The organism is Streptomyces sp. BE303 (genome assembly GCF_036290945.1).
Classification (GTDB): domain Bacteria; phylum Actinomycetota; class Actinomycetes; order Streptomycetales; family Streptomycetaceae; genus Kitasatospora.
Genome location: NZ_JAQYWZ010000428.1, coordinates 34,865 through 60,474, shown reverse-complemented (window position 1 = coordinate 60,474; position 25,610 = coordinate 34,865). Strand labels below are relative to the sequence as shown.

General features: G+C 72.3%; 22 protein-coding genes and 3 pseudogenes. 16 read left to right on the top strand and 9 right to left on the bottom strand.

The window, feature by feature from the left end:
• Positions 1-113: 113 nt before the first annotated feature.
• The 5 genes from PUR56_RS08440 (at position 114) to PUR56_RS08420 (ending at position 5,503) form a co-directional block, all read left to right on the top strand.
• A complete protein-coding gene (locus tag PUR56_RS08440) occupies positions 114-1,190 on the top strand; it encodes an aKG-HExxH-type peptide beta-hydroxylase (RefSeq protein ID WP_329948425.1) in 1,077 nt (358 codons plus the stop codon).
• Positions 1,187-2,416 carry a YcaO-like family protein gene (locus PUR56_RS08435; RefSeq protein WP_329948424.1) on the top strand — a complete coding sequence of 410 codons (1,230 nt, stop codon included), beginning with the start codon at positions 1,187-1,189 and terminating at the stop codon, positions 2,414-2,416. The genes PUR56_RS08440 and PUR56_RS08435 overlap by 4 nt, the downstream gene beginning before the upstream one ends.
• Before the next feature lie 49 nt (positions 2,417-2,465).
• Positions 2,466-3,200 carry a class I SAM-dependent DNA methyltransferase gene (locus PUR56_RS08430; protein ID WP_329948423.1) on the top strand — a complete coding sequence of 245 codons (735 nt, stop codon included), beginning with the start codon at positions 2,466-2,468 and terminating at the stop codon, positions 3,198-3,200.
• Between the two features lie 140 nt (positions 3,201-3,340).
• Positions 3,341-4,306, top strand: coding sequence for a phytanoyl-CoA dioxygenase family protein (locus PUR56_RS08425; protein WP_329875526.1), 966 nt, complete (start codon positions 3,341-3,343; stop codon positions 4,304-4,306).
• A gap of 6 nt (positions 4,307-4,312) precedes the next feature.
• Positions 4,313-5,503 carry a glycosyltransferase family 4 protein gene (locus tag PUR56_RS08420; RefSeq protein WP_329948422.1) on the top strand — a complete coding sequence of 397 codons (1,191 nt, stop codon included), beginning with the start codon at positions 4,313-4,315 and terminating at the stop codon, positions 5,501-5,503.
• Positions 5,504-5,753: 250 nt separating this feature from the next.
• On the opposite strand, the gene PUR56_RS08415 is transcribed toward PUR56_RS08420, so the two are convergent.
• On the bottom strand, positions 5,754-6,971 hold the full coding sequence (locus PUR56_RS08415; protein WP_329875522.1) for a S8 family peptidase: 1,218 nt from the start codon (positions 6,969-6,971) through the stop codon (positions 5,754-5,756).
• A 137-nt stretch (positions 6,972-7,108) separates the two neighbouring features.
• Between PUR56_RS08415 and PUR56_RS08410 the strand changes: the two genes are divergently transcribed.
• Complete coding sequence (locus PUR56_RS08410; RefSeq protein ID WP_329875520.1) at positions 7,109-7,231, top strand: hypothetical protein; 123 nt, start codon at positions 7,109-7,111, stop codon at positions 7,229-7,231.
• 272 nt (positions 7,232-7,503) lie between these two features.
• On the opposite strand, the gene PUR56_RS08405 is transcribed toward PUR56_RS08410, so the two are convergent.
• The 3 genes from PUR56_RS08405 to PUR56_RS08395 form a co-directional block, all read right to left on the bottom strand.
• The gene (locus PUR56_RS08405; protein WP_329948421.1) at positions 7,504-9,495 is read right to left on the bottom strand and encodes a PTS fructose transporter subunit IIABC; all 1,992 of its coding nucleotides are present in this window, start codon (positions 9,493-9,495) and stop codon (positions 7,504-7,506) included.
• Between the two features lie 96 nt (positions 9,496-9,591).
• Entirely contained in the window at positions 9,592-10,551 is a 960-nt protein-coding gene (gene pfkB / locus PUR56_RS08400) for a 1-phosphofructokinase (protein ID WP_329875516.1), read from the bottom strand.
• A complete protein-coding gene (locus tag PUR56_RS08395) occupies positions 10,548-11,309 on the bottom strand; it encodes a DeoR/GlpR family DNA-binding transcription regulator (protein WP_329875514.1) in 762 nt (253 codons plus the stop codon). Before PUR56_RS08395 ends, pfkB begins: the two co-directional genes overlap by 4 nt.
• 361 nt (positions 11,310-11,670) lie before the next feature.
• Between PUR56_RS08395 and PUR56_RS08390 the strand changes: the two genes are divergently transcribed.
• The 5 genes from PUR56_RS08390 to PUR56_RS08370 all read left to right on the top strand — a co-directional run bounded on the left by PUR56_RS08390 (position 11,671) and on the right by PUR56_RS08370 (position 17,001).
• The gene (locus PUR56_RS08390; RefSeq protein ID WP_329875512.1) at positions 11,671-11,940 is read left to right on the top strand and encodes an HPr family phosphocarrier protein; all 270 of its coding nucleotides are present in this window, start codon (positions 11,671-11,673) and stop codon (positions 11,938-11,940) included.
• A gap of 422 nt (positions 11,941-12,362) precedes the next feature.
• On the top strand, positions 12,363-13,409 hold the full coding sequence (locus tag PUR56_RS08385) for an SGNH/GDSL hydrolase family protein (RefSeq protein ID WP_329875510.1): 1,047 nt from the start codon (positions 12,363-12,365) through the stop codon (positions 13,407-13,409).
• Positions 13,410-13,425: 16 nt separating this feature from the next.
• Positions 13,426-13,812 carry a GNAT family N-acetyltransferase gene (locus tag PUR56_RS08380; RefSeq protein ID WP_329948420.1) on the top strand — a complete coding sequence of 129 codons (387 nt, stop codon included), beginning with the start codon at positions 13,426-13,428 and terminating at the stop codon, positions 13,810-13,812.
• A 575-nt stretch (positions 13,813-14,387) separates the two neighbouring features.
• Complete coding sequence (locus tag PUR56_RS08375; protein ID WP_329948419.1) at positions 14,388-15,401, top strand: terpene synthase family protein; 1,014 nt, start codon at positions 14,388-14,390, stop codon at positions 15,399-15,401.
• A gap of 253 nt (positions 15,402-15,654) precedes the next feature.
• The gene (locus tag PUR56_RS08370) at positions 15,655-17,001 is read left to right on the top strand and encodes a cytochrome P450 (RefSeq protein WP_329875504.1); all 1,347 of its coding nucleotides are present in this window, start codon (positions 15,655-15,657) and stop codon (positions 16,999-17,001) included.
• Here PUR56_RS08370 and PUR56_RS08365 read toward each other — a convergent pair.
• From PUR56_RS08365 to PUR56_RS43320, 5 genes and pseudogenes are all read right to left on the bottom strand, one after another.
• Positions 16,979-17,143: a hypothetical protein gene (locus PUR56_RS08365; protein WP_329875502.1), complete on the bottom strand. Its 165-nt coding sequence runs from the start codon at positions 17,141-17,143 to the stop codon at positions 16,979-16,981. The genes PUR56_RS08370 and PUR56_RS08365 overlap by 23 nt on opposite strands.
• 114 nt (positions 17,144-17,257) lie before the next feature.
• On the bottom strand, positions 17,258-18,412 hold the full coding sequence (locus PUR56_RS08360; protein WP_329875500.1) for an ABC transporter substrate-binding protein: 1,155 nt from the start codon (positions 18,410-18,412) through the stop codon (positions 17,258-17,260).
• Between the two features lie 385 nt (positions 18,413-18,797).
• A pseudogene (locus tag PUR56_RS08355) lies at positions 18,798-18,938 on the bottom strand (IS110 family transposase); the annotation flags it as partial.
• Positions 18,939-18,952: 14 nt separating this feature from the next.
• Positions 18,953-19,075: pseudogene (locus tag PUR56_RS43325) on the bottom strand (IS110 family transposase); the annotation flags it as partial.
• A gap of 119 nt (positions 19,076-19,194) precedes the next feature.
• Positions 19,195-19,486 (bottom strand): annotated as a pseudogene (locus PUR56_RS43320) (ATP-binding protein); the annotation flags it as partial.
• 711 nt (positions 19,487-20,197) lie between these two features.
• Between PUR56_RS43320 and PUR56_RS08345 the strand changes: the two are divergent.
• The 5 genes from PUR56_RS08345 (at position 20,198) to PUR56_RS08325 (ending at position 25,601) form a co-directional block, all read left to right on the top strand.
• The gene (locus PUR56_RS08345; protein WP_329948418.1) at positions 20,198-21,697 is read left to right on the top strand and encodes a galactose-binding domain-containing protein; all 1,500 of its coding nucleotides are present in this window, start codon (positions 20,198-20,200) and stop codon (positions 21,695-21,697) included.
• 99 nt (positions 21,698-21,796) lie between these two features.
• Positions 21,797-22,168 (top strand): hypothetical protein, encoded by a 372-nt coding sequence (locus PUR56_RS08340; RefSeq protein WP_329948417.1) that lies wholly within the window; start codon positions 21,797-21,799, stop codon positions 22,166-22,168.
• A 530-nt stretch (positions 22,169-22,698) separates the two neighbouring features.
• On the top strand, positions 22,699-24,015 hold the full coding sequence (gene glnT / locus PUR56_RS08335) for a type III glutamate--ammonia ligase (RefSeq protein ID WP_329948416.1): 1,317 nt from the start codon (positions 22,699-22,701) through the stop codon (positions 24,013-24,015).
• Positions 24,016-24,063: 48 nt separating this feature from the next.
• Entirely contained in the window at positions 24,064-24,939 is an 876-nt protein-coding gene (locus tag PUR56_RS08330) for a class II glutamine amidotransferase (protein ID WP_329875490.1), read from the top strand.
• A complete protein-coding gene (locus tag PUR56_RS08325) occupies positions 24,927-25,601 on the top strand; it encodes a glutamate synthase (RefSeq protein ID WP_329875488.1) in 675 nt (224 codons plus the stop codon). Before PUR56_RS08330 ends, PUR56_RS08325 begins: the two co-directional genes overlap by 13 nt.
• The last annotated feature ends 9 nt before the right edge of the window (positions 25,602-25,610 follow it).

The following is a 25,610-nucleotide window of genomic DNA, read 5'->3' as shown; positions in this document are numbered from 1 at the left end:
CTCCCGGGTGTGACGCACGCGGCGGACATCGGACCGCCGCGTGCCACAGCGGGGTCGGACCCCGTCGTCCCACCCGACGATTCGCCCACCGGCGGCAGCAGAGGAGCGCGTACGTGGACATCGAACCCGACGCGGCGGCGGCGGCCCGCGACCAGCGCGAGGTTGCCCGCCTCGTCCGCGGCGCGCTGCACCGCGCCGCGCTGGTGGCGCCCGGGGCGCGTCCGCCCGGGCCGACGGCCGACGACCTGATCCACCCGGCCGTGGTCGAGGTCGCCCAAGACGCCCAGCGCGCACTGCGCCTCGGGCCGCTCACCGCGGAGCGCCGAGCCGAGCTCACCGACCGGCTGGACGCGGCCGTGGCCGTGGCCGTGACCGCGGCCCGAACGGCGGCCGGCTGGGACCGGAGCGGGCTCATCCTGGACAACGGGCGCGTGGTGGACGGCACGCCGGTCCGGCCCGCCTGGGCCGTCGAACTCGCCGGTCCCCAGCCGCACGTGGACCGGGCGGTCACCCGCGCCCTGGCCGGCGTGCCGGGCCCGCCCGCCGCTGGGGAATCGCCGCCGACGAGCCGCGCCCGCGCGTGGACGGGCACCGAACGCGAGGTCTTCGCCGCGGCGGCCCGCCTTCTGGACGGCGCCTGGCCCGCGATGCTCGCCGAACTCACCTGCACGGTGCGGCAGATCGTCGTGCTGGGCGGACCGGCACTCGACGGGTTCACCGACTTCACCGTGCACGGGGCCGTGTTCCTCAGCGGGCAACGACTGACGGACGAGCCGGACGGCCTGCCCGCCCCGCTGCACCTGGCCGAGGCCCTGGTGCACGAAGGCACGCACCAGCGCTTCAACGCCGCACTCGTCACCACACCCCTGTGGCACCGCGCCGTCGACTCGCTCGCCCCCGTACCGACTCCGCTGCGTGCCGATCCCCGCCCCCTCGGCGGTCTGTTCCACCAACTCGTCGTCCTCGCTCGCAGCGCGTCGCTGTTCGGCCGGCTCCTCGCCCGAGACCCGGGGCCCGGCGGGCACCCCGGGCCTGTGGCCGATCCGCAGGTGCTGCGCGCCCGGCACACCCACCTCCTCGGCGACGTCAGGAGCGCCGCCGCGACGCTGGAAGCGCACCGGTCCTCCCTGACGGAAGCCGGCCGGAGCGTCCTGGCGCAGGCGCAGGCCCTGGCAGGGGCGTCGAGGTGAGGGAAACGGCGCAGCCGGCCGCCCATCCGTGGCCGGCCGAGGTGTTCCGGCCGTTCCCCGAGGCGCCGGGCATCGTGTTCGCCCGTGCCGCCGCCCGCTCGGCCCTGTTCACCGGCCCCGACCGCACCGTCCCCGACGGCACCGGCACTGGTCCCGGTCCCGGCCGCGACGGCGACGACGTCGTCATCGGCAGTGCGGCCGGTGCCCACCCGCAGGACAGTGCCCGGCGGGCCAGGAGCGAACTGGTCGAGCGGATGGCCAACATCGTCGCCGGGCGCACGGCCGAGACCGCGCGGACGGTGGTCGCCACCCATGGGGAACTGCGCCGCGCCGGACGGCCGGCCGTCGATCCCGCGCTGCTGGTCGGCGCCTCCGGGGTGTCCGACGACCTGCGGGACGCCCCCGGGCTCTGGGCGGTCGGCCGATGGCAGTCGACCGGCCGTGAGGTGCTCGTCCCCGCCGCTGCCGTGTACCTGCGCCACCGGCCCCCGCCGGGCTGCCAGGCGGCCCTCGGCGCGGGATCCACCGGCCTGGCGGCGCACCCCGACGAGGCGTCGGCCGAAGCGCATGCCCAGTGGGAGACCCTGGAGCGCGACCTGATCCGCCGCAGCTGGTACGGCGACGGCAGCGTGTCTCCCACCACCGTGTCGTGGCAGCCCGAGCCGGTGATGCGCAGCGCACTCGCCCTCCTCGGGGTCGAAGCCGTGGCCTTCCTCCTGCCGGCTCCCGCCGGTGCCGCCTGCGTGGTGGTCTGTGTGCACCGCCCGGACCGGACCGGGCAGGCGTTCGGGGCCCGCTGCGGGCCCGCCGGGCAGGTTCCGGCGCTGGCCGAGAAGGCGGCGTACGAGGCCCTGATGGTCCGGTGGAGCATGGGGACCGAGGTGGCCCGGCGCACCTGGGCGCAGTGGGCCGGCAGGACCAGCCCGGGCACGGCGCTCCAGCATGCGCTCTGGACCTACCACCGACAGGACAGCCTCGGCCTCTGGCTCACCGACCCCGGCCCGGCCGCCCCCCGGCCACCGGTCACCGCGACCACCGGCCCGGCGGCGCTGCTCTCCGCACACACCGGCGAGGACCTGGTCGTCGTTCCGACGCCGACGCCGCTGGCCGAGGAGGCGGGACTGCACGTGGTCCGCGTCGTCGCCCCGGGAGCCCGGCCCCTGCCCGCCCGCCCGCCCGTCACCACCGGGCGGGGCCGCGCCGACCACCCGCACCCCTTCGGCTGACACCCCGACGTCCGCACCGCACCGCCGTGATCAGGAGGGCCGTCCACCCGTGGCCGACCAGGACCCCTACTATGCCGCCGCCTTCGCGGCCCACTACGACGACTGGTTCCCCTCGTACGTCACCGACAGCACCGTCGCGCTCCTGGCCGACCTCGCCGAGTCCGCCGGCGCCGGGCCGGTGCTCGAACTGGGCTCCGGCACCGGCCGGATCGCCATACCACTGGCCCGACGCGGCCTGGACGTCCACGGCATCGAGGGCACCCCGGCGATGACCGACCGTCTCCGGTCCAAGCCCGGTGGGCACGCGATTCCCGTGACCACGGGCGACTTCAGCCACGTCCCCGTCGACGGCGAGTTCGCCCTGGTCTACGTGGTCAACGGAACGTTCTTCGAACTGCCCACCCAGGAAGCCCAGATCCGCTGCTTCGCGAACACCGCGGCCCGGCTCGGTCCCGACGGCCTCTTCGTCCTCGACGCCCATGTCCCGGAAGCCCTGGCCGCCCCAGAGGCCGCTGTCGCCTCCCTTCCGATCCCCGGCGGGGTCACGGTACGGACGCGCCGGATCAACCGCGCCACCCAGCAGTACACCTCGCACTATCTGGTCCACGAAGGCGGAACCGTGCACCATGTACCGGTCTCCTTCCGGTACGCGGCCACCGGCGAACTCGACCTGATGGCCACCATGGCCGGCCTGCGCCTACGGGACCGCTACGGCGACTGGAGGGGCGGAGCGTACACCTCCGCCAGCACCTATCACGTCTCCGTCTACGAACGCCCGGCCTGACCCGGCCGAGCACGGCCCACCCGCGACCACCCTGCCCGTCACCGCACCGGTTCGGCGGGCCCGCGCCGGAACCACCCGTGGCACGACCGGATGCGGTGGCACCGGTCCGACCGACCCCTCGGACGTACGGGAGGCTTCCCATGCCCACACCAGCCCGCAGGACCGGGCACGCCACCACCGGACACCACGAGATCCTGGAGCTGCACCCCGGCCCCGACAGCCTCGGCGTGCCCCTGCGCCAGGTCGTCGACGAGGGCCGGCTCGTCGTCGTCAAGCACGGCCTGCACCACCTCGACGCGCTGGAACCACTGCTCCGCGCCACCGCCCGCACCGCCGCCGACCATCTTCCCGCCGACGCCTGCACCACCGTCGGACGCGCCGGCATCGAGGCACTGCACACCATCGCGACCGTCGAACAGGCCACGGCCTTCCGCACCGGCCTGGAGGCGAGCCTGCGGCCCCTCGCCGCCGACGCGGCCCTGGCCTTCGCCGCGAAGGCCGACCCCGACGGCCCCCGGGTCTACGTGAGCCACCACCTGGGGGTGCGCCTGATGCTGCCACACACCGCCGTCGCCGGCCGCACCGAACTCGACCCGCTCGCAGGCTTCATGGTGCCCCACGCCCTCCACGTCGACTCGTGGTTCAACACGGCCCTGAACTCCGTCAACCTGTGGATGGCCCTCGGCCGGGTCCGGCCCGGCAACGGCCTGCTGATCTACCCCGACCTCTACCGCGCCCCGGTACGCCGGACCGGCTTCCGCCTCGCCGCCGACCAGGACCGCGGCATCCCCGTCCGGGTCAGCCTCGACCCCGGCGACATCCTGGTCTTCGCCGGCGACCACGTCCACGGCTCCGAGACCAACACCACCGACGAGACCCGCTACATCATCACCAAACGGATCAGCGTCGGCGCACCGCGCTTCAACCCGCAGGGCAGCGGCTGGATCCCGTACCACGACCCGCGCCTGCTTCGCGGACGCCTGCCCGCACTCGCGTCGCTGCGCTCCCGGGCCACCACCGGCTACGCCAGACACCTGCTGCGCACCGCCCTGCGGCGCCCGCCCGCGTACGAGCTCCCCCAGCCGCCCGCGTCCTCCGAGGAGTAGCCGCCCATGCGTATCGCCTACCTGCACGGCGGCAGCATCCCCTCCGTCTACGCCAACGGCATCCACGTCATGCGGATGTGCGACGCCTTCACCGAGGCCGGGCACGACGTCACCCTGTACGCGCTGCCCGGCTCGTACCCGGCCGGCGACCCCCACTCCTACTACGGCACCCGCCACCGGTTCCCCGTGCGCACCGTCCCCGCCGCCGACGGCGGGGCGGCCGGATACCGGGATCGCGCGGCAGAGGTCTCCGAGTTGCTGCTCCGAGGCCCCGCCCCCGACCTGATCTACGGCCGCGACGTCCACAGCCTCGGCCAGGCACCCGCCCTCGCCCCGCTCGTCTACGAGACCCACCTCCTCCGGGACGAGCCGGACCTGCGCCGGGCCGAGCAGGAACTGCTCGAACGGCCCGACCTCGTCCGGATCGTCGTCATCACCCACGCCCTCGCCGATGACTTCCGCCGCGCCCACGCGGCCCGGGACACCGCTCCGCTCCTCGTCGCACCCGACTGCGCCGACCCGCCCACCACCCTCACGTCCCCCGCACCGGCGCCACGGCTGCCGGGCCGTCCCGGCGCACCCAGGGTCGGGTACGTCGGCCACCTCTACGAGGGCCGCGGTATCGACCTGATCCTGGGCCTCGCCGGACGGTTCCCCGCGGTGGACTTCCACCTCGTCGGCGGCACCCCCGAGGACCGGGCGCGCTGGGAGCGGCCCTGCCGACTCACCAACGTGCACTTCCACGGACACGTCCCGCCCGGCGCGGTCCCCGCCTACTTCCCGCTCTTCGACGTGGTCCTCGCGCCCTACCGGAGGAAGGTGTACACCGCCGGAGCACTCGCGGAGACCGGCCGATGGGCGTCCCCCTTGAAGCTCTTCGAGTACCTCGCCCACGGACGCGCCGTCATCGCCTCCGACCTCCCCGTCCTGCGCGAGGTCCTCCAGGACGGCGTCAACTGCCTGCTCCGCCCACCGGACGAGCCCGCCGCCTGGGAGCAGGCGCTCACCACGCTCCTCGCCGACCCCGCGCTGCGCGCGTCCCTCGGCGACCGGGGGCGCCGCCAGGTCCTCGACCGGTACACCTGGCGACACCGGGCCGACCAGGTCCTCGCCGGTCTGGACCTCCAGCCGGCTGCGGACCGTGCAGGCCGCCCGCGGAGACCGAACCCGGGGCGGTCGGCGATGCCCTCGACTTGAGCGCGCCCTGGGTGCCTTGCCGGTCGCCAGGGGTTTCGCGGCACCGCCGACCCGGACGGATCGACCAACGCCCCGCGCCGCGCGCCCCGGCGTCCCCGGCGTCCTCGGCGTCCTCAAGGTCGCCACCGCGGACCGACTCCACCGACCGGGGCGCCTTGGCGCGGCGTCCAACAAGCCGTGCCCGCACGTGGGTTGCTCCCGTCGCCGTCCGGCCGGGCGGCGGGCAATGCCGCCCGGCCGGACGGTCGGGCTACAGGGCGCCGGTGAACAGCAGGAGGTTGGGAGTGTCCGCGCCTAGATCGGTCAGGACGTTCTCGGTGGCGGTCCGTCGGAGGAAGGCGGAGGTCTCGGCGGGGTCCGCGTCCGGGTGCTCGGCGGTGTAGAGGGCGGCGGTGCCGGTGACGTGGGGAGCGGCCATGGATGTGCCGCTGCGGGTGGAGCTGCCGCCGCCGGACCGGGCGGACTCGATGGCCTGGCCGGGTGCGTGGAGGGTGACGCAGGGGCCTCGGTTGGAGAAGCCGCTCTGTCGGTCCTGGCGGTCGGTGGCGGCCACGGTGACGACCCGCTTCGCCGAGGCGGGGGAGGCGGTGCAGGCGTCGGTACCGTCGTTGCCGGCGGAGACGACCGGCAGCACACCGCGATCCGAAACGGCCGTAGCGGCGTTGTTGAGGGCCGTGGAACGCTCCTCGCCGACGGAGGCGTTGAGGACGGCGGGGAGCCGGGCGTCGCGGGCGACCCAGTCGAGGCCGGCGATCATCTGGGCGGTGTCGCCGTTGCCGGTGCAGTCCACGATGCGTACCGAGACGAGGCGGGCGGCGGGGGCGACGCCGTAGGTGCGGCCGGCGACGGTGCCCGCGACATGGGTGCCGTGGCCGTGGCAGTCGAGACCGTTCCTGCCGTCGCCGACGGCGTCGAAGCCAGCGGCGGCGCGGCCGCCGAATTCGGGGTGGTCGTAGTCGATTCCGGTGTCGAGGATGTAGGCGGTGGCGCCGGCGCCGCGGCCGTGGGTGGTGAACCGCCCGTCCAACGGCAGGGTCCGCTGGTCGATGCGGTCCAGACCCCAGGTCGCGGCCGGAATTCGGGTGGCGCGATCGAGTCGCCCCGCCTCGTCGTCGGCGTCGTTGCCGGCTTCGGGGGACGGGACGGGGACCCCTACGGCGGCGTTCTCCTCCACGGCCTCAACGGCGGGGCTGGCCCGTACGGCCCGCAACAGGGGCGGGGAGAGGACGGCGGCGAAGCCGTTCAACGCGGCGGTGTAGGTGAACCTGGGGGTGATGCCGAGGGCCCGAAGGACCTCGCCGGGGTCGCGGCCGTGCTTGAGAGTGACGATGTACTGCCCGGGAACGGCTGTGGTGGAGCGCTCGACGCCGACGGCGTCGGCGGGTGGTCGCGCAGCGTGTGCGGCGGGGGCGGTGACGGCTGAGAGGAGCAGCAGGGCCGCCGCGCTCCGGTACAGGGGGAGTGGCACGGTATCGCTCCGAGCGGGTCGGCTCGCCGGGCCGGACGACCCGGGCACCCCGCATCATCGAACGTGGGGGTTCCGCTGCCCGCCGCGACCTGCCGGTGCTGGTTTACGGACAACCCGTGGGAGTGAAGGGGGCGGACGTGGGCACGGCGACGACCGACCTCACCGGGAGCTGCGGCGCGGTGCTGGACCACACGGGCGCGACGGACGCGCCCGCCATCGTCCGCCGTGGCCCGCCCGGCCACCGGCTCCGCACCAGCTGACGGCCTCCGCACCTGGCAGGCGGCAGGGGACGCTCCCGGCCCAGGTGAGGACGGCGGCGCGCCGGCAGGCTATCCGGTGGTCGCCGTCCCGGCGGAGCTCGGACCACCTGGGCCGCGCCTCGGTTGATCGTGACGACGATGATCGCTGGTGGTACCGGCGCTGCCGTTGCGCGCCCCGGCCCGGCCGGGCCTGCACGTGGACGATGGGAGGGCCCGGAGCATCGGGATGCTCCGGGCCGCTCGCGGTCGCCTTCCCGCACCGGGTGGATGGCTCAGGCGTTGACCAACTCCTTCTCGCGCGGCGCGGAAACGGCCGGGACCCGCGGCTGGATGCCCTTGAACAGGATCACCAGGCCCGCCGTGACGACCATGCCGGCGGCGACGGCGACCACGTAGGGCAGCGGGCCGCCGATCAGCGGAAGCACCCAGATGCCGCCGTGCGGGGCGCGCAAGGTGGAGCCGAAGGCCATCGACAGGCCACCTGCGGTCATGCTGCCGACGATACTGGCGGGGATCACCCGCAGCGGATCGGCCGCGGCGAACGGGATCGCGCCTTCGGTGATGAACGAGGCACCGAGCACCCAGGCGGCCTTGCCGTTCTCACGCTCCTCCGTGGTGAACAGCTTGCGGCGCAGCACCGTCGCCAGGGCCAGGCCGAGCGGCGGGGTCATGCCGGCGGCCATCACGGCGGCCATCACCTTGAGGCTGCCGGCATCCGGGGCCGAACCTGCCGTGGTGAGGGCGCCGGCGGCGAAGGTGTACGCGACCTTGTTGAGCGGGCCTCCCATATCGAAGGCCATCATCGCGCCGAGCAGGATGCCGAGCAGGATCGCGTTGGTGCCGGAGAGCCCGTTGAGCCAGTCGGTGACTGCGGTCATGGCGGAGGCGATCGGAGAGCCGAGCAGGACGAGCATGAGGAACCCGACGGCGGCGACGGACAACAGCGGGATCACCACGACCGGCATGATGCCCTTGATCGCCTGCGGAACCTTCCACTTGACCATCCACAGCACCAGGAAGCCCGCCGCCAGCCCGGAGACGATGCCGCCGAGGAAGCCGGCACCTACCGCCACCGAGATCGCGCCGCCGACGACGCCCGCCGCGAGTGCGGCCCGGTCGGCGATGGCATACGCGATGTAGCCGGAGAGGACGGGGACCAGGAAGCCGAACGCGGCCTTGCCCGCCTGGAACAGCATCGCTGCCCAACTGGCCTGCGAGGTCCAGTCGAAGCCGCCGACCACGGACGGCGCGGAGGCGATCTCGTAGCCGCCGATCGCGAAGCCCAGCGCGATCAGCAGCCCGCCCGCCGCGACGAACGGGATCATGTAACTGACCCCGGTCATCAGGTACTTGCGAAGCCTGGAGGCCCAGTGTTCGCTTCGGGGGCCGGAGTTCTGCGCGAGCGCCGGGGCAGCGGCTCCGGCCGGTTCGGCCAGCCGGGCGGCCTGGGCGACCAGTTCGTCGGCCCGGTTGACGCCGGCCTTCACCCCGACGTCCACGAGTGGCTTGCCCGCGAAGCGCTCGCGGTCGCGGACCTCGACGTCGTGCGCGAAGATCACCGCGTCGGCGGCGGCGATCATCGCCGGGTCGAGGGGAGTCGAGCCGGCCGCGCCCTGGGTCTCCACCTGGATCTGCGCGCCGGCCCGGGCCGCTGCCCGCTCCAGGGACTTGGCGGCCATGTAGGTGTGCGCGATGCCGGTCGGGCAGGAGGTCACCGCCACCAGCCGCAGACCGCGGTCGGCGGCCGCGACCGGGCTCGCGACCACCGGACCCGAGACCGTGGTGGCCTGCGGCTTCTCCTTGTCGTCGACCAGCGCGACAACCGCTGCCGGGCTGTCCGCCGAGCGGAGTGCGCCGGTGAACTCCGGTTCCATCAGTCGCCGGGCGAGCGCGGCGAGGATTTGCAGATGGGCGTCGTCCGCGCCGTCCGGGGCCGTGATCATGAAGATCAGGTCGGCCGGTCGGCCGTCCGGGGCGCCGAAGTCGACGCCCTTGGCACTGTGGCCGAACGCCAGACTGGGGCGGGTGACGTGGGCGGAGCGGCAGTGCGGGATACCGATGCCGTCGCCGAGACCGGTCGGGGCCTGTGCCTCCCGGGCCGCGATGTCGGCGAGGAAGCCTTCGAGGTCGGTGACCCGGCCTTCGGCGACCAGCCGCTGGGCCAGCGCGCGCAGCGCCTCGGCCTTGTCCGAGGGGGCGAGGTGGAGGTCCACGAGCGCGGGGGTGATCAGTCTGCCGGTGGGGTCGGCGTTGGAGTAGCTCATCGTTCGGGTCCTTCGGTGCTGGGTGGTGCGTGTGTGGTTTCCTTTGCCCCCGGGATGTGGTCTGCTCCGGTGTGGATCTCACCGGCCGGAGCCGGTTCAACCGTCGAGCAGCCGCTTCAGCGGGATCTCCGCCGTCACGGCCACCGCGGCCGGGTCCAGGTCGGCCGGGGTCGGCATGACGCTCCCCGGCAGTTGCACGGCCGCCGCGCCGTGCGCCAGTGCCGCGGCCAGGGCCTCGGGGCCCGAGCCGCCGGCGCCGAGGAAGCCGGCCAGCGAGGCATCGCCGGCTCCCACGTCGCTGCGCACCGCCACGACGGGGGCGGTGCCGTACCAGGTGCCCTCGTCGGCGACCAGCAGCATGCCGTCCGCGCCGAGCGAGGCGAGGACCTGCTGCGCGCCGAGTTTCCGGAGCTCGCGGGCCGCGTCGACGGCGTCGCCGACGGTGAGCAGTTTGCGGCCGACCGCCTCGGCCAGTTCCTCCCGGTTGGGCTTGACCACGTCCGGGTGAGCGGCGAGCGAGGCGAGCAGGGCGGGTCCCGAGGTGTCCAGGGCGATTCGGGCGCCGCCGAGGTGGGCCTCGGCGACCAGGTCCGCGTACCACGTGGGGTCCAGGCCGCGCGGGAGGCTGCCGCAGCAGGCCAGCCACTCGACTTTGGAGCCGTCGGCGGTGTATGTGGTCGGCGCGCTGCGGACGGCGGTCAGCAGGGCCGCGGACTCCTGCGCGGTCAGGACCGGGCCCCGCGCGTTGATCTTGGTGAGGGTGCCGCCGTTCTCGGCGATCGAGACGTTGATCCGGGTCTCCCCGGCGACCGGGACGGTGGCCACCTCGATGCCCTGGCGGCGCAGCAGTTCGGACAGCAGTTGTCCGGAGAGCCCGCCGAGCGGCAGGACCGCGGCCGTCCGGTGGCCCGCCGCGGTCAGCGCGCGGGAGACGTTGACGCCCTTGCCGCCCGGGTCGAGGCGGTCGCCGGTGGCCCGGTTGACCTCGCCGCGGGCCAGAGCCGGGAGTTCGTAGGTCCGGTCCAGGCTGGGGTTCGGGGTGATGGTGACGATCATGCGCGGATGACTTTCGGTCCGTGGTTCTCGATCGCGGCGGTCTGCTCGTCGGTCAGCCCGGTGTCGGTGACCAGGATGTCGATGTCTTCGAGCGAGCCGAAGCGGGCGAAATGGCGGGCGCCGTACTTGCTGGAGTCGGCGACCAGCACTGTCAGGCGGGCGCCGGCCACCATGGCGCGCTTCACGGCGGCCTCCGCGAGGTCGGGCGTGGAGAGCCCGACCTCGGGGGAGAAGCCGTTGGTGGCGACCACCGCGACGTCGGCGTGGACGTCCGCCAGATCGCGCAGCGCCCAGGCGTCCACCGCGGCCTGGGTGCGGTGCCGCAGCCGGCCGCCCACCAGGTGCAGGGTGAGCGCCGGGTGGTCGGCCAGCCGCGCGGCGATCGGCAGCGCGTGGGTGACCACGGTGAGCGGGGAGTCGAGCGGCAGCAGGGCGGCCAGCCGGGAGACGGTGGTGCCCGCGTCCAGGAGCACGCTGCCTTCGGTGGGCAGCAGGGCCAGCGTCGCGGCAGCGATCCGCTCCTTCTCGCCGGCCGCGGTGGTGTCGCGTTCGGCCAGGCCCGGCTCCAGGTTCAGTACGCCGGTCGGCAGGGCGCCGCCGTGCACCCGGCGCAGCAGGCCGGCCCGGTCGAGGGTGCTCAGGTCACGGCGGATGGTCTCCTGGGTGACGCCGAACTCCTCGGCGAGCGAGGGCACGTCGACCCGGCCGCGCTGCTGGGCGAGGCGGAGGATCTGCTGCTGGCGCTCCGGAGCGTACATGTGGGATTGGGTCCGTTTCATGTCTGTTTAAGCCTGGTTAAGGCTGACCATACGCTTCCTGCGCCAGAAATCAAGGGTTCATCTCCTTTCCCTGTCGGCCAGTTCGCATGCCTGAATGTGTTGACATGATGGCCGATTCGGGCGTAAAACCAATGGAAACGCCCCACTGGCGGATGTGAAACCACACCGACCGCCCGGCCCGCGGCGCGCCCCCGATCGCGGAGCCGGGCGTACGGCGGCGGCAGCCCGCGCCTCACCCCCCGGCCGCGGCCTGCCGCCGCCCCCTCGGCCTGCGGCAGCGGCCCTCCCCGCAGGTCGCCCAGACACTCCCGGACACTCCCAGACACTCCCAGGAACTCCGATGCCTCGACTCCTCGCCACCGTCGGCTCTCGCAACGGACTGCACGCGCGTCCGGCCTCCCTGTTCGTGCAGGCCGCCGCCCGCCACCCGGTCAAGGTCAGCGTCGGCAAGCCCGGCGGGACGCCGGTCGACGCCCGCAGCCTGCTCTCCGTCCTCGCACTCGCCGCCCGTCACGGTGAGACCCTGGAACTGCACGCCGAAGGCGACCAGGCGCAGGACGCCCTCGAAGAACTCGCCGGGCTCCTTGCCACCGATCTGGACACGACCTGAACGGCCGGCGCACGGCCGCTACGGCAACAGGCCGTCAGCCCGGCGCCGTTCGGACAGTCACCGGCGCCTGAACAGGGGCCCCGGGTGTGACCCGCCGGGCCGGCCCTGACCGATGTCACCGAGAGCGTGGCCGGCCGGGGGTCGGCCGAGGGCCGCGGCACCCGCTACGACGTCCGCGACGTCCTGATCTGGGCTGCACGCCGCGGCCACGGCCGCGTCCTCGTTCCCGCCCGCCCGCCCGCGGCCGGGCCGCCCCGCTCGCCTTCATCTCCCCCTATCTGCACTACCAACTGCCCCGCACGGGTGATCAATGCCGAAATTCCGTGCCCGTCACCGAGGCGAGGCGCTATACCCGCATACGAACCAGATGTCGTCCGGAGCCGTGTCCTGACCTGGTCTCATCCTGTGACCACGGAGGAACCATGCGACACCCCGCAACCCGTCTGCGCGCGCGAGTGCCGGTCGTGGGACTGGCCGTGCTGGCGGTGACCGCGCTCCTTCCCTCGGTCGCCGCCGAGGGGAGAGGCGACCGCTACGAGTGGGCCGCGTTGGGCGACTCGTACACCGCCGGCCTCTTCGTCGGAGACCCGCGGCCCCCGCTGGGCAGCTCCTCGCGGGACGGGTGCGACCGGACCACCGGCTCCTACCCCGACCTCGTCCGGCGGGCGCTGGCCGCCCGCCCGCTCGACAGGCCCGTGAACCTGACCGACGTCAGCTGCGACAATGCCGCCGTCGGCAACGTCGCGTGGGAGAGGCAGCAGCCGACCAGTCAGGTGCAGCCACCCGACGGGGATCCCGCCAGGTGGCCGATGGTGGATCCCCAGATCCGCCGCGCCCGGCTCGGCGATCGCACCGACGTCGTCACCGTCGGCATCGGCGCGATCAGCTTGCCCTTCGGCGAGTGCCTGGAGCTCAGCCTCGCCCAGCGGTCGTGCAGGCAGTACTACACGAATCCACCCGAGGGCGTGGAGGGCATCGACGCCAAACTCTCCAGGATCCGCGACGAGTACGGTCGGATGCTCGACGCGATCCACCACGCCGCACCGCACGCCGAGGTCATCACGGTCGGCTACCCGGCCATCCTGCCGGAGCGCGGCAGCGCCTGCGGCGGCGGCCCGACGCAGGTCGGCCCGATCAGCCCCGCCGACATCGACTGGCTGCGCGACGACACCCTGAAGGCCCTGAACAAGATCATTCACCGGGAGGCGGCGACGCACGGCGACCGCTACGTCGACCTCTACACCTCCAGCATCGGCCACGACGTGTGCCAACCCGAGGACACCCAGTGGATCGAAGGAATCTGCGGCGACGCCGCACCCTACTGGCCGACCCAGCCGCCCGGTGGCCTGCCGTTCGACTGCGCCGCCATCGGCAAACGCGCCACACTGCTCCACCCCAACGCCAGGGAACACATCAACGCCGCCCCCCTCGTCGAACGCGCCGTGCTCGACGCCCTTGTCGAAGGCTGACTGCGGTGGGGAGTACGTGGCTCGGCGGGTGAAGGTGCCCGCCGCCGCGTGGGCGGACTACGCCTGGCAGGGCAAGACGGATCAACGGCACCGGAGCGAGATCCGCGACCGGCGCGACGAATACCGCGAACAGGTCGCCAAGCTCCACTCACCCGAGCGCCACGCGTACGTCGCGGTCGCCGAGGCCGAGGACAGCATCGCGGGCTACATCGCGTGGAGCGTCGACCCGGCCCGCGGGGACGGCAGCGTCACCATCCTCGCCGTCCCAGCCGAACATCGCCGGCACCATGTTGGCGCCGCCCTGTGCGAACACGCCTTCGACCAGATGCGAACCCTCGGAGCCGAGGTGGTCGAGATCAGTACCGGAGGAGACCCCTTCCACGCCCCTGCCAGAGCCCTGTAACGAAAAGCTCGGGTGCACCCCTCTCCCGGTCACCGTCTACTGCCGGCAACTCTGATGAGCCTTCCCCGCTCCGGCGGATATCCCACGCACCCGCCCCGGACCCGGCAAAGCACCCACGCAGTTCCAACTCCGGTACGAGCCCTCGCCGCGCTCCACCAGCGGCCGTACGCGGTCCCGCTCCTCCGCCTCCTCCGGGAAAGGATCGGTCACAGAGCGCCACGTGTCCGTCCGCCGCAGCTGTACGAGAACACCCCCTCTTGGCGTGCCCGCTCCGGCGGACAGCCCCCTTCGGCCCCGCGCGGCGGTCGGCTCGGGTTGAGGAGCCGGCCACGGCTTTGAGTGCCGCACCGGTGGCCCGCCGCGAACAGGGGGAACGCATGCCGCCGCGACGGAGTGCCCCCGTGCGCCCCTCGTGGCATGGAATCCGCTGCCGGACTCCGGGGCAGTCAGTGCTCGTTCGCGAGGGACTGCGGCCGTGCGGTCCCTGAATCGTCACCCCCCCCGCCGAACCTTGGCATCTCACACAGTGCTCCGGGAGGGCCCCAGTGATCGAAGCTCCCTACCCCCTGTGCCGCATGCCCCTGCCGGAGTACGGCGCCTCGCCCGCCATGGCCGCCGTGGAGAAGGACCAGTGGGAATGGGCGGACCGCTTCAACCTCCTGCCCACCGAGGCCATGCGCGACCACATGGCACGCACCCGCCCGCACTACTGCACCTCGTTGTACTTTCCGCACGCCGACTTCGAGCACCTTGTCGCGCCCAACCGGTACATGGTGTGGGCCTTCCACGTCGACGACGTCCTGGACGACGCCATCACCGACCAGGATGTCGCCGCGGTGGTGGAGTACACGGCCGAACTGATCGCCGTCAGCCTGGGAGAACGTGCCCCCCGCAGCGTCGCTGCCCACGCGATGGTGGATGTTCTGAGCGACCTCGGCGCCGGGCGCTCCCCGGCCTGGCGCCGGCTGCTGGCCGAGGAGAACGTCCGCTGGATCGAGCGGTACCCGATCGAGATCAGGGCGAGCCGTGCGGGACGCCTGATGCCCCTGCACGACTACCTCGTGCACCGGAGGTACAGCGTCGGGGAACTGAACTTCCTGTACTTCGTGGAGTACGTCCGGGACATAGACCTCCCCACCCCGGTGCGCTTCCTTCCCGCGATGCGGCGGGCCCGCAACCTCGCCGCCGAGTGGGTGGGCATCTACAACGACGTGTGCTCCTTCGAGAAGGAGAGGGCCCTCGGCTACCCGCACAACGCCGTCCTGATGGCCCAGAAGTGGCTGGGCTGCGGCGCGGACAAGGCCGCCGATGTCGTCAACACCCTCGCCGACGGTCTTCTGGACCAGTTCGAGGCGGCACTCGCCGCCGTCCCCGGCCAGCTGCGGATGCTTCCCGGGAACACGCGTCAGGCGGCAGAGGACGTCGCGCGGGTCGTCGAGGGCTACCGCCACCTCGTGCGCGGCAACTGGGACTACCCGCTGACCACCCCCCGCTACGTGGACACCGCCGACTACATCCCGGGCTCCGGGGTGACGGACCGGCGGCCCGACTGGACCCTCACAGCCGCCCTGCGAACGCGACCTGTTTGAAGGACAACGCCGAATCAGGCACTCACGCCGAGGCCACCGGCACCAGCTGGCTGCACCGTTCCCGGAGGAAGCCGCGCGGCAGGAGTCGACGCAGAACCGAAGGCGACAGGCCACGAGATCCGAAGGCGCCCCAGACGGGCACCCGACCGCGACGGACGATCGCAAAGCCGCGCGCTCCCGCGACCCGGCCTCCCAGGAAGCACCTGGGCGGCCACGTCCCGCAGAACACGCGGACAACCGGAGGAAGAATCCCATGAAGGACAACGGCACGATCGAGGACGCTCCGGGCGCCATGCCCGTGATCGGCCACGCACTGCCCATCCTGCGCGACACCCTCGGCTTCCTGCGCTCTCTGCCAGCCGAGCAGGGCGTGGCATGGGTGAGGATCGGCGGGCTGAAGGGGGCACTGGTCTGCGATCCGGAGCTCACCCACCAGGTCCTCGTCAACGACCGGACCTTCGACAAGGGCGGCATCTTCTACGAGCGGGTCCGCGAGGTCACCGGGAACGGCGTGGCGAGCTGCCCCTACAGCGAGCACCGCCGGCAGCGGCGCCTGCTCCAGCCCGCGTTCCACCACGCCCGGCTCCCCCTGTACGCGCAGATCATGTCCGACCAGGTAGCCGGCGCCCAGTCCTCCTGGTCCGAGGAGAACGTCCTCGACGTGTTCCCGGAGATGATGCGGCTCTCCGCACGGACCGCGGTCGCCTCGTTGTTCGGCGGCTCATTGCCGAACGAGACGTTCGAAGAGCTGCGCGAGGACGTGGCCAACATCCTGGCCGGCTTCACCCTGCGCACCGTGCTGCCGGCGTCCCTCGCCCGTCTGCCCCTCCCGGGAAACCGCCGGTACTGGAGGTCGCGCGCACGCCTGGAGAGCAACGCCACCCGGATCATCCGGCACCGACAGGCAGCCGGGACCGGGGCAGGGACCGGAGACCTGCTCTCCGTGCTTCTGGGAGCGGAAGACGAGACCCACGGGGACCGGTTCTCGGTCCAGGAGGTCGTCGACCAGATGATGACCGTGATCCTCGGAGCGACCGAGAGCACCGCCGCAACGATCTCATGGGTCCTGCACGAGCTGGCCCTCAACCCACACGTCCAACATCGCGTATACGCGGAAGTCCGTTCCCTCGCCGGCACCGTTCCCGCCGTCGAGGAGGTCGCACGGCTCGATCTGCTGGGGCGGACGGTTTCCGAAACGCTTCGCCTACACCCGCCCGGCTGGATCTTCACCCGGGTAGCCCGGGCCGACACCGAGCTCGGAAAGTACCGGATCCCCGCAGGAACCACCATCATCTACAGCCCCTACCTCATCCATCACCTCCCCACCCTCTACACCGAACCGGAGGCGTTCGACCCCGACCGCTGGCTGACACCCACCCCGCTCCACGCCTCGCTCCCGTTCGGAGCAGGAGCCCGCAAGTGCATCGCCGACTCCCTCGCCACCACCCAAGCCGCGGTTGCCGTGGCCTCCATCGTCCGCCGGTGGCAGCTCGGCCACCTGCCCGGCACCGTGGTCCGGACCAAACTGCACACCGCGATCTGCCCCGACGGACTCCGCCTGACGCTGTCCGACCGAGTCACCCACCCGACCTTGGAATGACCCGTTCGGCGTTGGCCCAGGCGATGAAGTCGGTGATGCGGATCGCCATGGCGTCGAGCTTGACGGTGCCGGTCTCGCCGCCGCCGGCGGGGCCGGGGTTGTGGGCGCGGCGGTCGAAGAGCAGGCCGTGGTCGGGGACCATGCGTTCCAGGACACGGATGACGCGGACGACCGGGGCGATCGCGACCCGGGGGACATCCCGACGACCGCTGGTGCGTCCTGGGCTACCCGTGCCCGGAACGGGAGGTCTGCGATGTCAGGAGGACGGGGCGGGCTGCGGCGGGACGGTCTTGTCCCAGTTCTCCTTGACGACGTTGCGGGCCTTCTCCAGCTGTGCCGGGTCGGGGAAGGACGGTGTGCCCTCCACGGTCGGCAGCATGGCGGCGAGGTTCGTGTCGAGGGTGCCGTCCTTGGCCATGGCGGCCATCTGTGCGGGGCGGGCGAATCCCACGAGTCGTAGGTTCTGGCCCTCGGGGCTGGCGAGGTACTCCTCCCACAGTCGGGCCGCCGCCGGGTGTGGGGCGTCCTTGTTGATCGCCTGCGCGTAGTACTGGGAGAAGCTGCCGTCGAAGGGGATGGAGACCCTCCAGTCCACCCCTTGGCCGCGCAGGGCGTCGACGTGCTGCAGGTTGAGGTAGTCCCAGTTGATGGAGATCGAAGTTTCGCCCTTGACGATCGACTCCGGTACGGGGTTGCCGGTGTTGAGGTTGCCGACCGCGGCGAGCCGGCCGAAGAAGTCGATGCCCGGTTTGATGTCGTCGAACGAGCCGCCGTTGGCGAGAGCCGCGGCGTACACGCCGGCGAACGCCGAACCGGCGGTGTTGGGACTGCCGCCGTTCAGCGCGACCATGCCCTTGTACTCCGGCTTGAGCAGCTCGGCGAAGGAGACCGGACAGGTCCTGACCCGCGCCGCGTCACAGCCGATCGACACGTACCCGCCGTAGCTGTTGTACCAGCGGGCCTGCGGGTCCTTCTGGTTCGCCGCGATCTGCCCGTAGGCGGCGACCCGGTAGGGAGCCAGCAGACCCTCCTCGGCGGCGGCCACGGCGAAGGAGTCCCCGAGGTCGAGCACGTCGGGCGCCCGCTCCTGACCGCGGTAGCGCTTCATGTCGTCGATCTCGTCCTGACTGTCACCGTTGGGATTGTCGACGGTGACCTTGATCCCGTACTTCTCCTCGAACCCGTCGATCAGACCCCCGTAGTTCGCCCAGTGCCGCAGCAGCGTGGTGGCGGTCAGAACCCCTTCCTGCTGCGCCGCCCGGATGAGTGCGTCCATGCCGCCGACCTCGGCGGCGGAGGCCGCCACCTTCGGCGCCACCGGCGCGGGCGGGCCCTCACTTCCGCAGCCGGCGCCGCCGAGCGCCACGAGGCCGAGGCAGAGAGTCAGGGCCAGTGCTCGGGGGGAAGCCACGACACCTCCGGAGAGAAGCGCCTCGAGCACCGCTGGTGACCGGGGCTCGCTGACAGGGCAGCCGACGGTTTCAGGCTACTCCGGAAGGGGGCGATCTCCTCCGACGCGCGGCGCCGCTCCGCCGTGAGCGGACCCGGCTCGCCCGTCCGCACCTGGGCCGCTGCCCGCGGCTCGGAGAGCCACGTCCCGATCGCGTGCCCGCCGACCGAGGCCCTGAGCGGGTCGTTCGGAGGGGCGGTCGGGCGGTCGGGCGGTCGGGCGGTCGGGCGGCGGGTGTTTGGGTGGGGTGAGGGCCGGGGTGGGTGGTTCGGGGGGGTGCCTCGATGTCCTTAGGTCAGGGACGGCGCGCTGGACGTGGTGTCGGTTTTGGTTCTGTTTGGGGTGGTTATGCGGCGAGGGTGACGGTTGGGGTCCGGGACTCGTAGAGGGTGCGTGCGCGGAGCATGGCGAACAGGACGCTGATGCGTTGGCGGGCGAGGCGAAGGAGTGCCTGGGTGTGGGTTTTGCCGCGGGCTCGTTGTTTGTCGTGGTGCGGGTGGCCGTGGTGCGGGTGGCCTCGGCGGCGAGGTCCTGGTCGAACCCGGTCAGGACGGTGGCCTCGGCGGTGATCTCGTCCGTGACTTCCAGCGAGCGCAGAGTGTGGGGCATGGTGCGTCCCGCGTCCGTCACGGCTCCGCCGCTGCGCGGCCGGCGCGGTCGCGGCCGGGGCCGGGGCGTCACCCGCGGTGCGGCCGATCCCACCCGGGGAGAAACCCCCGCACCTTGCCTGGCCGGCAGTCCGATCACGGCCAGACGCCGCTTCGGGCCACCCGGTGCACACCTGCCCGGAACTTCGGGCACCGGACCGTGACCTTTTGCCCGCCCCGAACGCCGTCTCGATGACCACCCGTGACCGTCGCCGTAGACCCACCGCAGGCGTTCGTCGACGGTGCCCAGACCGATGCCCGACATCCCGCCCACCTCCCCGGCCAGGATGCGCCGCAGTTCGGCCGGGTCCATGCCGACCCCGTCGTCCTCGATGGTCACCACCGCCTCGGCGCCGGCGTCCTGGGCGGAGATGGAGATCCGGCACTCGCCCCTGCGGCGCGTCCAACCTCGTGCAGGCGCGCACCGCTAGCCGTCGCGTCGGAGTGTGCGGTGAGCGGTCGTGGTCTGCGGTGAGCGGTGCGCCGAACGGTCGAACGGAATCGGGCCCCAGGGTTCGCTCACCGGCGCGCGGAATGGTCCAGGCCACTAGGAGATCTCGGCGGCTCCACCTCTTGACGGTGGTCCCGCTCCAGGGGTGTCATGTGCTCACCGTGTTCGAGCCCCTCGATTCCGAGTACTTCGGCGACGCGTTCGCGGGTGTCGACCGGCCCTGTTCATGAGAGAGGGCTCTCTACTGACGCCCGGTCACCACCACCGGGGAACCCACCAGTCTCGTCGAGAACCTTCACGTCAGGGTGGGCCCTTCGACCGGCCGACTCCTCGATCGAGCCCCTGGTGTCCAGGGGTCGTGACGAACGGTCATGGAGGCGCCCGGTTCGCGCCGTGCCAGCCGGCTCTGCCGACGGGCGACGCACGACTCATCACCGCACGCACCCGGCGGCCGGCACGTGGACACCATCACGTCCGCGCCGTCCGGGTCTGCCGGCCCACCGTCCCTCTGACGAATCCACACCGCCGGCGGCAACGGCTCCACCAAATCCCACACGCCGGCAGGACCGCGCCACGGCCACCCCTTCGCATGCCCCCACAACGGCCCGACGACCACCCCGCTGGACACGCTGCAAGGAGCATCCACCCATGTTCAGAAGACCCGCCTTCCGGGCGCCCTTCAGGCGCACCGCCCCCACCCCCGTCCGCCCGGTCACCTCGCTCGTGGCCGCGCTCGCCCTGCTGGCGGGATCCGCCGCGGTGTTCCCCGCGCTGTCGGCGGCGGAGACCGTCCCGAACCCGTACGGCGCGAATGACGCGCCGGTGCTGATCGTGCTCGGGCAGAGCAATGCGGAGGGGTGGGGTGCACCCTTGGACGCCGCCGACAGCGCGAAGTGCCAGTCCCTCAACCGCGTCAAGGGGCTGAACCGGACGAACAACCGGGTGGCCGGGGCGACGAGTGCCACCTGGTCGCAGTACACCTGTGTCGGCAACAACCTCGGCCAGGAGCACGTAGGGGGCCTCAACTACAACGTCGCGTCGGCGACCGCACTGCGCTGGCAGCGCGCCACGGAGGGGGGCACGACGCTGCCCGACCTCAACGTGATCCACATCGCCTGGGGCAGCCAGGGAATCCAGGACACCGACACGGACTACGGCCCGAACACCCGGTGGTGGCCGGGCCGTGACCCGAGCGACGTCGAGGCCCTGTTCCCGCTGGCGATGAACACGATCACCAACGGTCTGCGGGCCCTGCAGGCCGCCGGCAAGCAACCGCGCGTCATCGGTATCCACTGGAACCAGTGGGAGGCCGAGGCGGGCAACGCGTCGACCATCAGCACCAGCCACATCCAGCAGGCGTTCCTCAAGGTCTTCGACCCGCTGCGAACGATCACCGGTGACACCGCAGCCCCGTTCTTCCTCTACCGTCCGCGTTCGAAGGCCTACAACCTGGCGTCCACGGAGCACGCCACACAGGCGCTGACAGTCATCTCCGCGTCCGGCCCCTACAAGCTGCTCGACGCCGCCAACGCCACCTCGGCGGCCGGTACGCCTCTCTACCAGCCCACCAACGCGCCGAACTTCGGGATCTTCACCGACACGAAGCACTACAGCGCCGACGTGCACAAGTGGTTCGCCGACCAGCAGTGGAAGACCGTCTTCACCGACAGGCAGTACGGCGCGCCGGTGAAGGCCACCGTCAACGCGGCGCTGGGCAAGCCCGCCACCCAGTCCTCCACCAATACGACGGTGGTCGGGCCCCACCCGGCGGGCCTGGCGGTGGACGGAGACCTGAGCGTCTCCACCACCGCGAGCCTTAGCGCCACCACCTCGGAGGCGCAGCCCTGGTGGCAGACCGACCTCGGCGTGCGGCGTCCGATCCGGTCCGTGGAGGTCTTCAACCGGACGGACGGGGGCCCCAATCGTCTCGCCAACCTCTACGTCATGGTGTCGCCCACCGATCTCACCGGACGCAGCCTCGACGCCATCAAGGCCGATCCCACGGTCAGGACGATTTATGTCGCTGGCAGCGCACCGAAGAAGCTGACCGTTCCGGTGGGTGCTGACGGGCGGTACGTCCGGATCCAGCTCGCCGGCACCAACTACCTCACCCTGGCCGAGGTCCAGGTCAACGTCCCCACCGGCTGACGTCGAGCGGGACGCCGCTGCGGAGCGGGCCAGGGGCCCGCTCCGCAGCCCCTTGGAAGGGCGCCGCGTTGTTCGGCGGGTGCCCCGCATGGTACTCATGTGCGGGGTGCGGCCCGGCACGGGGCCGCCCTGACCGGCACCACCGCGGTGGCGCACTCGCTCTCCCACACGGGGCTGATCGCGGCAGTGCTGGACGACACCGATGGGCACACGAACGCCCGTGGGCTGACCAGGCTGCTGAGGAACGCCGGTTTCATCGTGGTGGCTCTGAACCCGAACCAACCGGTGCGGCTGAAGGCCGGGCTGGTCCCGGCTCCGGCCGTGCCGGTCGCGGAGACCGCGCCGGCCGACCCCGCGTCGGCCGGCCCGCAGGACGTGCATCTGGTCGCCTTCGGCAGCTTCGCCAACAGCACCTCGTACTTCACCTTCGTGACGAACCAGCGTAGGGCAGGCCCGCCGGGTCGGTGGTGATGGCCTGGCCCCAGACGCTCCTCCAACCGTCCCAGCTGTCGGCGTAAATCGTGCCCGGGTAGCGGGCCTTGATCTTGGGCGCTACCGCCTTGAAGGTCTTGACTGGCGGTGGTCGGAGCTGTCCGCGCGGTCGGCTCAGGCAGCGCCGGGGTAGTGCTCGGGGCGCCGAGGTAGAGGGATGTACCGGTGGAGTGGCATCCGGTTGGCCCGCCGGCACGGGAGCGGCCGCGCACCGTTGCCGGGCGGGTGCGGCCCCGGAGCGGCGCCGGCCGGCGATGCCCGGGTGAGCGTGAGCGCGACGCTCCGTGGCTCGGTCCTTCGGTTCTCCCACGGCCGGAAGGTCGTTCGTCGGGCGACTGTGACGACCCGGCCGCGGAGGCCGTGCAGTTGCCCCGGCGGCCGTCCGCGCAGGGTTGGAACGTCCGGCTTCGGGCTTACAGGGAGCTTCCATGGCGGAAATCCCTCCGTAATGCCAGGGTCGTCTACTGGCAGGCAACGGTGATTCACCGCAGTAGACTCCGGGAGGACCCATGGCGACCGCCGTCCCCGATCTCGCCGAGCTTGTCCGTGCCGACGGCATCGAGTTCGTGCTCGCCGTCTTCGTCGACCTGACCGGAAAGCCGTGCGCCAAGCTCGTCCCGTCCCAGGCCGTGGAGGAACTCCGGGACGCGGGCGTCGGTTTCGCCGGATACGCGGCCGGTGCGCTCGGCCAGCAGCCCGGCGATCCCGATGTCGTCGCACGGCCGGATCCGTCCTCCTACACGCCCGTTCCGTTCGTCAAGCCCGGTCTGGCCCTGGTCCACTGCGATCCGCATGTGGAGGGGGAGCCCTGGCCGTACGCTCCGCGGGTCATCCTGCGCAGGCTGGTGGAGCGGGCCGCGGGGCGGGGGCTGTCCCTCTCGGTGGGGGCGGAGGTCGAGTACTTCCTGGTGAGCCGGGACGCGCACGGCGTGCTGAGCGTCGCCGATGCCAGGGACACGGCCGTCCGGCCCTGCTATGACGCACACGGGCTCACCCGGATGTACGACCATCTCACCGCCGTGTCCTCGGCCATGAACGCCCTCGGCTGGGGCAACTACGCCAACGACCACGAGGACGGCAACGGCCAGTTCGAGCAGAACTTCCGGCATGCCGACGCCCTCACCACCGCCGACCGGGTCATCACCATGCGGTACCTGGTGTCGGTCCTGGCCGAACAGCGCGGCATGACCGCCACGTTCATGCCGAAGCCGTTCGCCGACCGTACCGGCACCGGCATGCACCTGCACCTGTCGCTCTGGCGGGGTGACGACCCCGCGTTCCCCGACGCCACCGACGGGCGTGGCCTCGGCCTCTCTCCGCTCGCCTACTCCTTCGTCGCCGGGATCGTCGAGCACGCGCGGGCCCTGCAGGCCGTCATCGCGCCGACGGTCAACTCCTACAAGCGCACCGGCGCGGTGGCCACCCGCTCGGGTGCCAGCTGGTCACCGCGCATCGCGGGGTACGGCGGTAACGACCGCACCCGCTTCGTGCGGGTCCCCGACGGCAATCGCATCGAGCTGCGCGGCGGGGACGGCGCTGCCAATCCCTACCTCGCCGCCGCGGTCGCCCTGGCCGCCGGCCTCGACGGCATCGACCGAGGCCTCGACCCCGGCGAGCCGGGCGCGGGCGGGGAGGGGCCCGAGCTCCCGCCGACCCTGCTGCACGCCGTGGAGGCGCTCCAGGCCGATGACGTGGTCAGCGGCGCCCTGGACGTGGCCGGGAGCGGCGTGAGCCGGTACTTCGCCGATCTCAAGCGCGAGGAGTTCTTCGACTGGCACGCCACGGTCGGCCCCTGGGAGCTCGACCGCTATCTGACGGCCTTCTGACCGGTCCCCGAACGTCGTCCGCTTCGCCGTTCTCTGAAGGGATTTGAGATGTGCGGAATCGTGGGGCTCCATCTGCGCGAGCCCTCGCTCGAACCCCGGCTCGGTGAGCTCCTGACCGCGATGCTGGGGCAGGTCGTCGAACGCGGGCGGGACTCGGCCGGTGTCGCGGTCTACGGTGACCCGCGCCTGTCCCCGCCGGGCCGGGCCGTCGTCTCGCTGCTCGGCGTCACGCCGGCCGACGCGCGGGCCGCACTGCCGGGCGCCGTGGCCCTCGCGGCCGACGCCACCACGGTCGTTCACGCGGATCTCCCCGTCGCCGGGCTGCTCGCGGCCGTCGCGGACGCGCTCCCGCGGGCGACCGTCATCGGCTCCGGCATCGGAATGGCCGTACTCAAAGGCACCGGGAACCCCGTGGAACTGGCCGAGTCCTTCGGGCTCGCGTCGGTCACCGGCCGGCAGGGCATCGGCCACACCCGGATGGCCACCGAGTCCGCCGTGACGCCCGAGGGGGCCCACCCGTTCTCGGTCAGCCCCGGCCAGTGCCTGGTGCACAACGGCTCCTTCGCCAACCACGCCACCATCCGCCGTGAACTGCGCGCCCGAGGCATGGAGTTCGACAGCGAGAACGACTCCGAGGTCGGTGCCCGCTTCATCGCGCACCAGCTCTCGGAAGGCGCCGACCTCGAAGAGGCGCTGCGGCTGCTGTGCGAGCGGTTCGACGGCTTCTACACCCTGCTGGTGTCCACGAGCGACTCCTTCGCCGTCGTCCGCGACGCCATCGCCTGCAAGCCGGCCCTCGTCGCCGAGACCGACGGGTGGGTCGCGATGGCCTCCGAGTACCGGGCCCTGGACGTCCTGCCGGGCATCGAGAACGCCCGCATCTTCGAACCCGAGCCGGAAGAGGTGTACGTATGGCAACGCTGATCGATCTGGCCGAGACCCCGGTGCGCGAGCTCAACCGGGCTCTGCACACGCCCTCGGCCACGGCCTGGCGCATCCTCAATCCGCGTGGCGCCCACGCCGTGGCCTGCGGAATCCGGGAGGAACTCGTCGTGGACGTCGAAGGCCACGTCGGTTACTACTGCGCGGGAATGAACCAGCGGGCCACCGTCACCGTCCACGGGAACGCCGGGACCGGCGTCGCCGAGAACATGATGTCCGGCACGGTGCGTGTGCGCGGCAACGCCTCCCAGTCCGCCGGCGCGACCGCCCACGGCGGCCTCCTGGTGATCGACGAGGACGCCTCCGCCCGGTGCGGGATCTCCATGAAGGGTGTGGACATCGTGGTGGGCGGAAACGTCGGCCACATGAGCGCGTTCATGGGCCAGGCCGGGCGGTTGGTGGTCTGCGGCGACGCGGGAGACGCCCTGGGGGACTCCCTCTACGAGGCGCGCATCTACGTCCGCGGGACGGTCAGGTCACTGGGCGCGGACTGTGTGGAGAAAGAGATGCGGCCCGAACACCAGGCCGAACTGGCCGAGTTGCTCGGCGCGGCCGGGCGGGGCGAGGATCCGGCCGACTTCCGCCGGTACGGATCGGCCCGCGAGCTGTACCACTTCAAGGTCGACAACACGGCATCGTACTGAGGGAGTTCG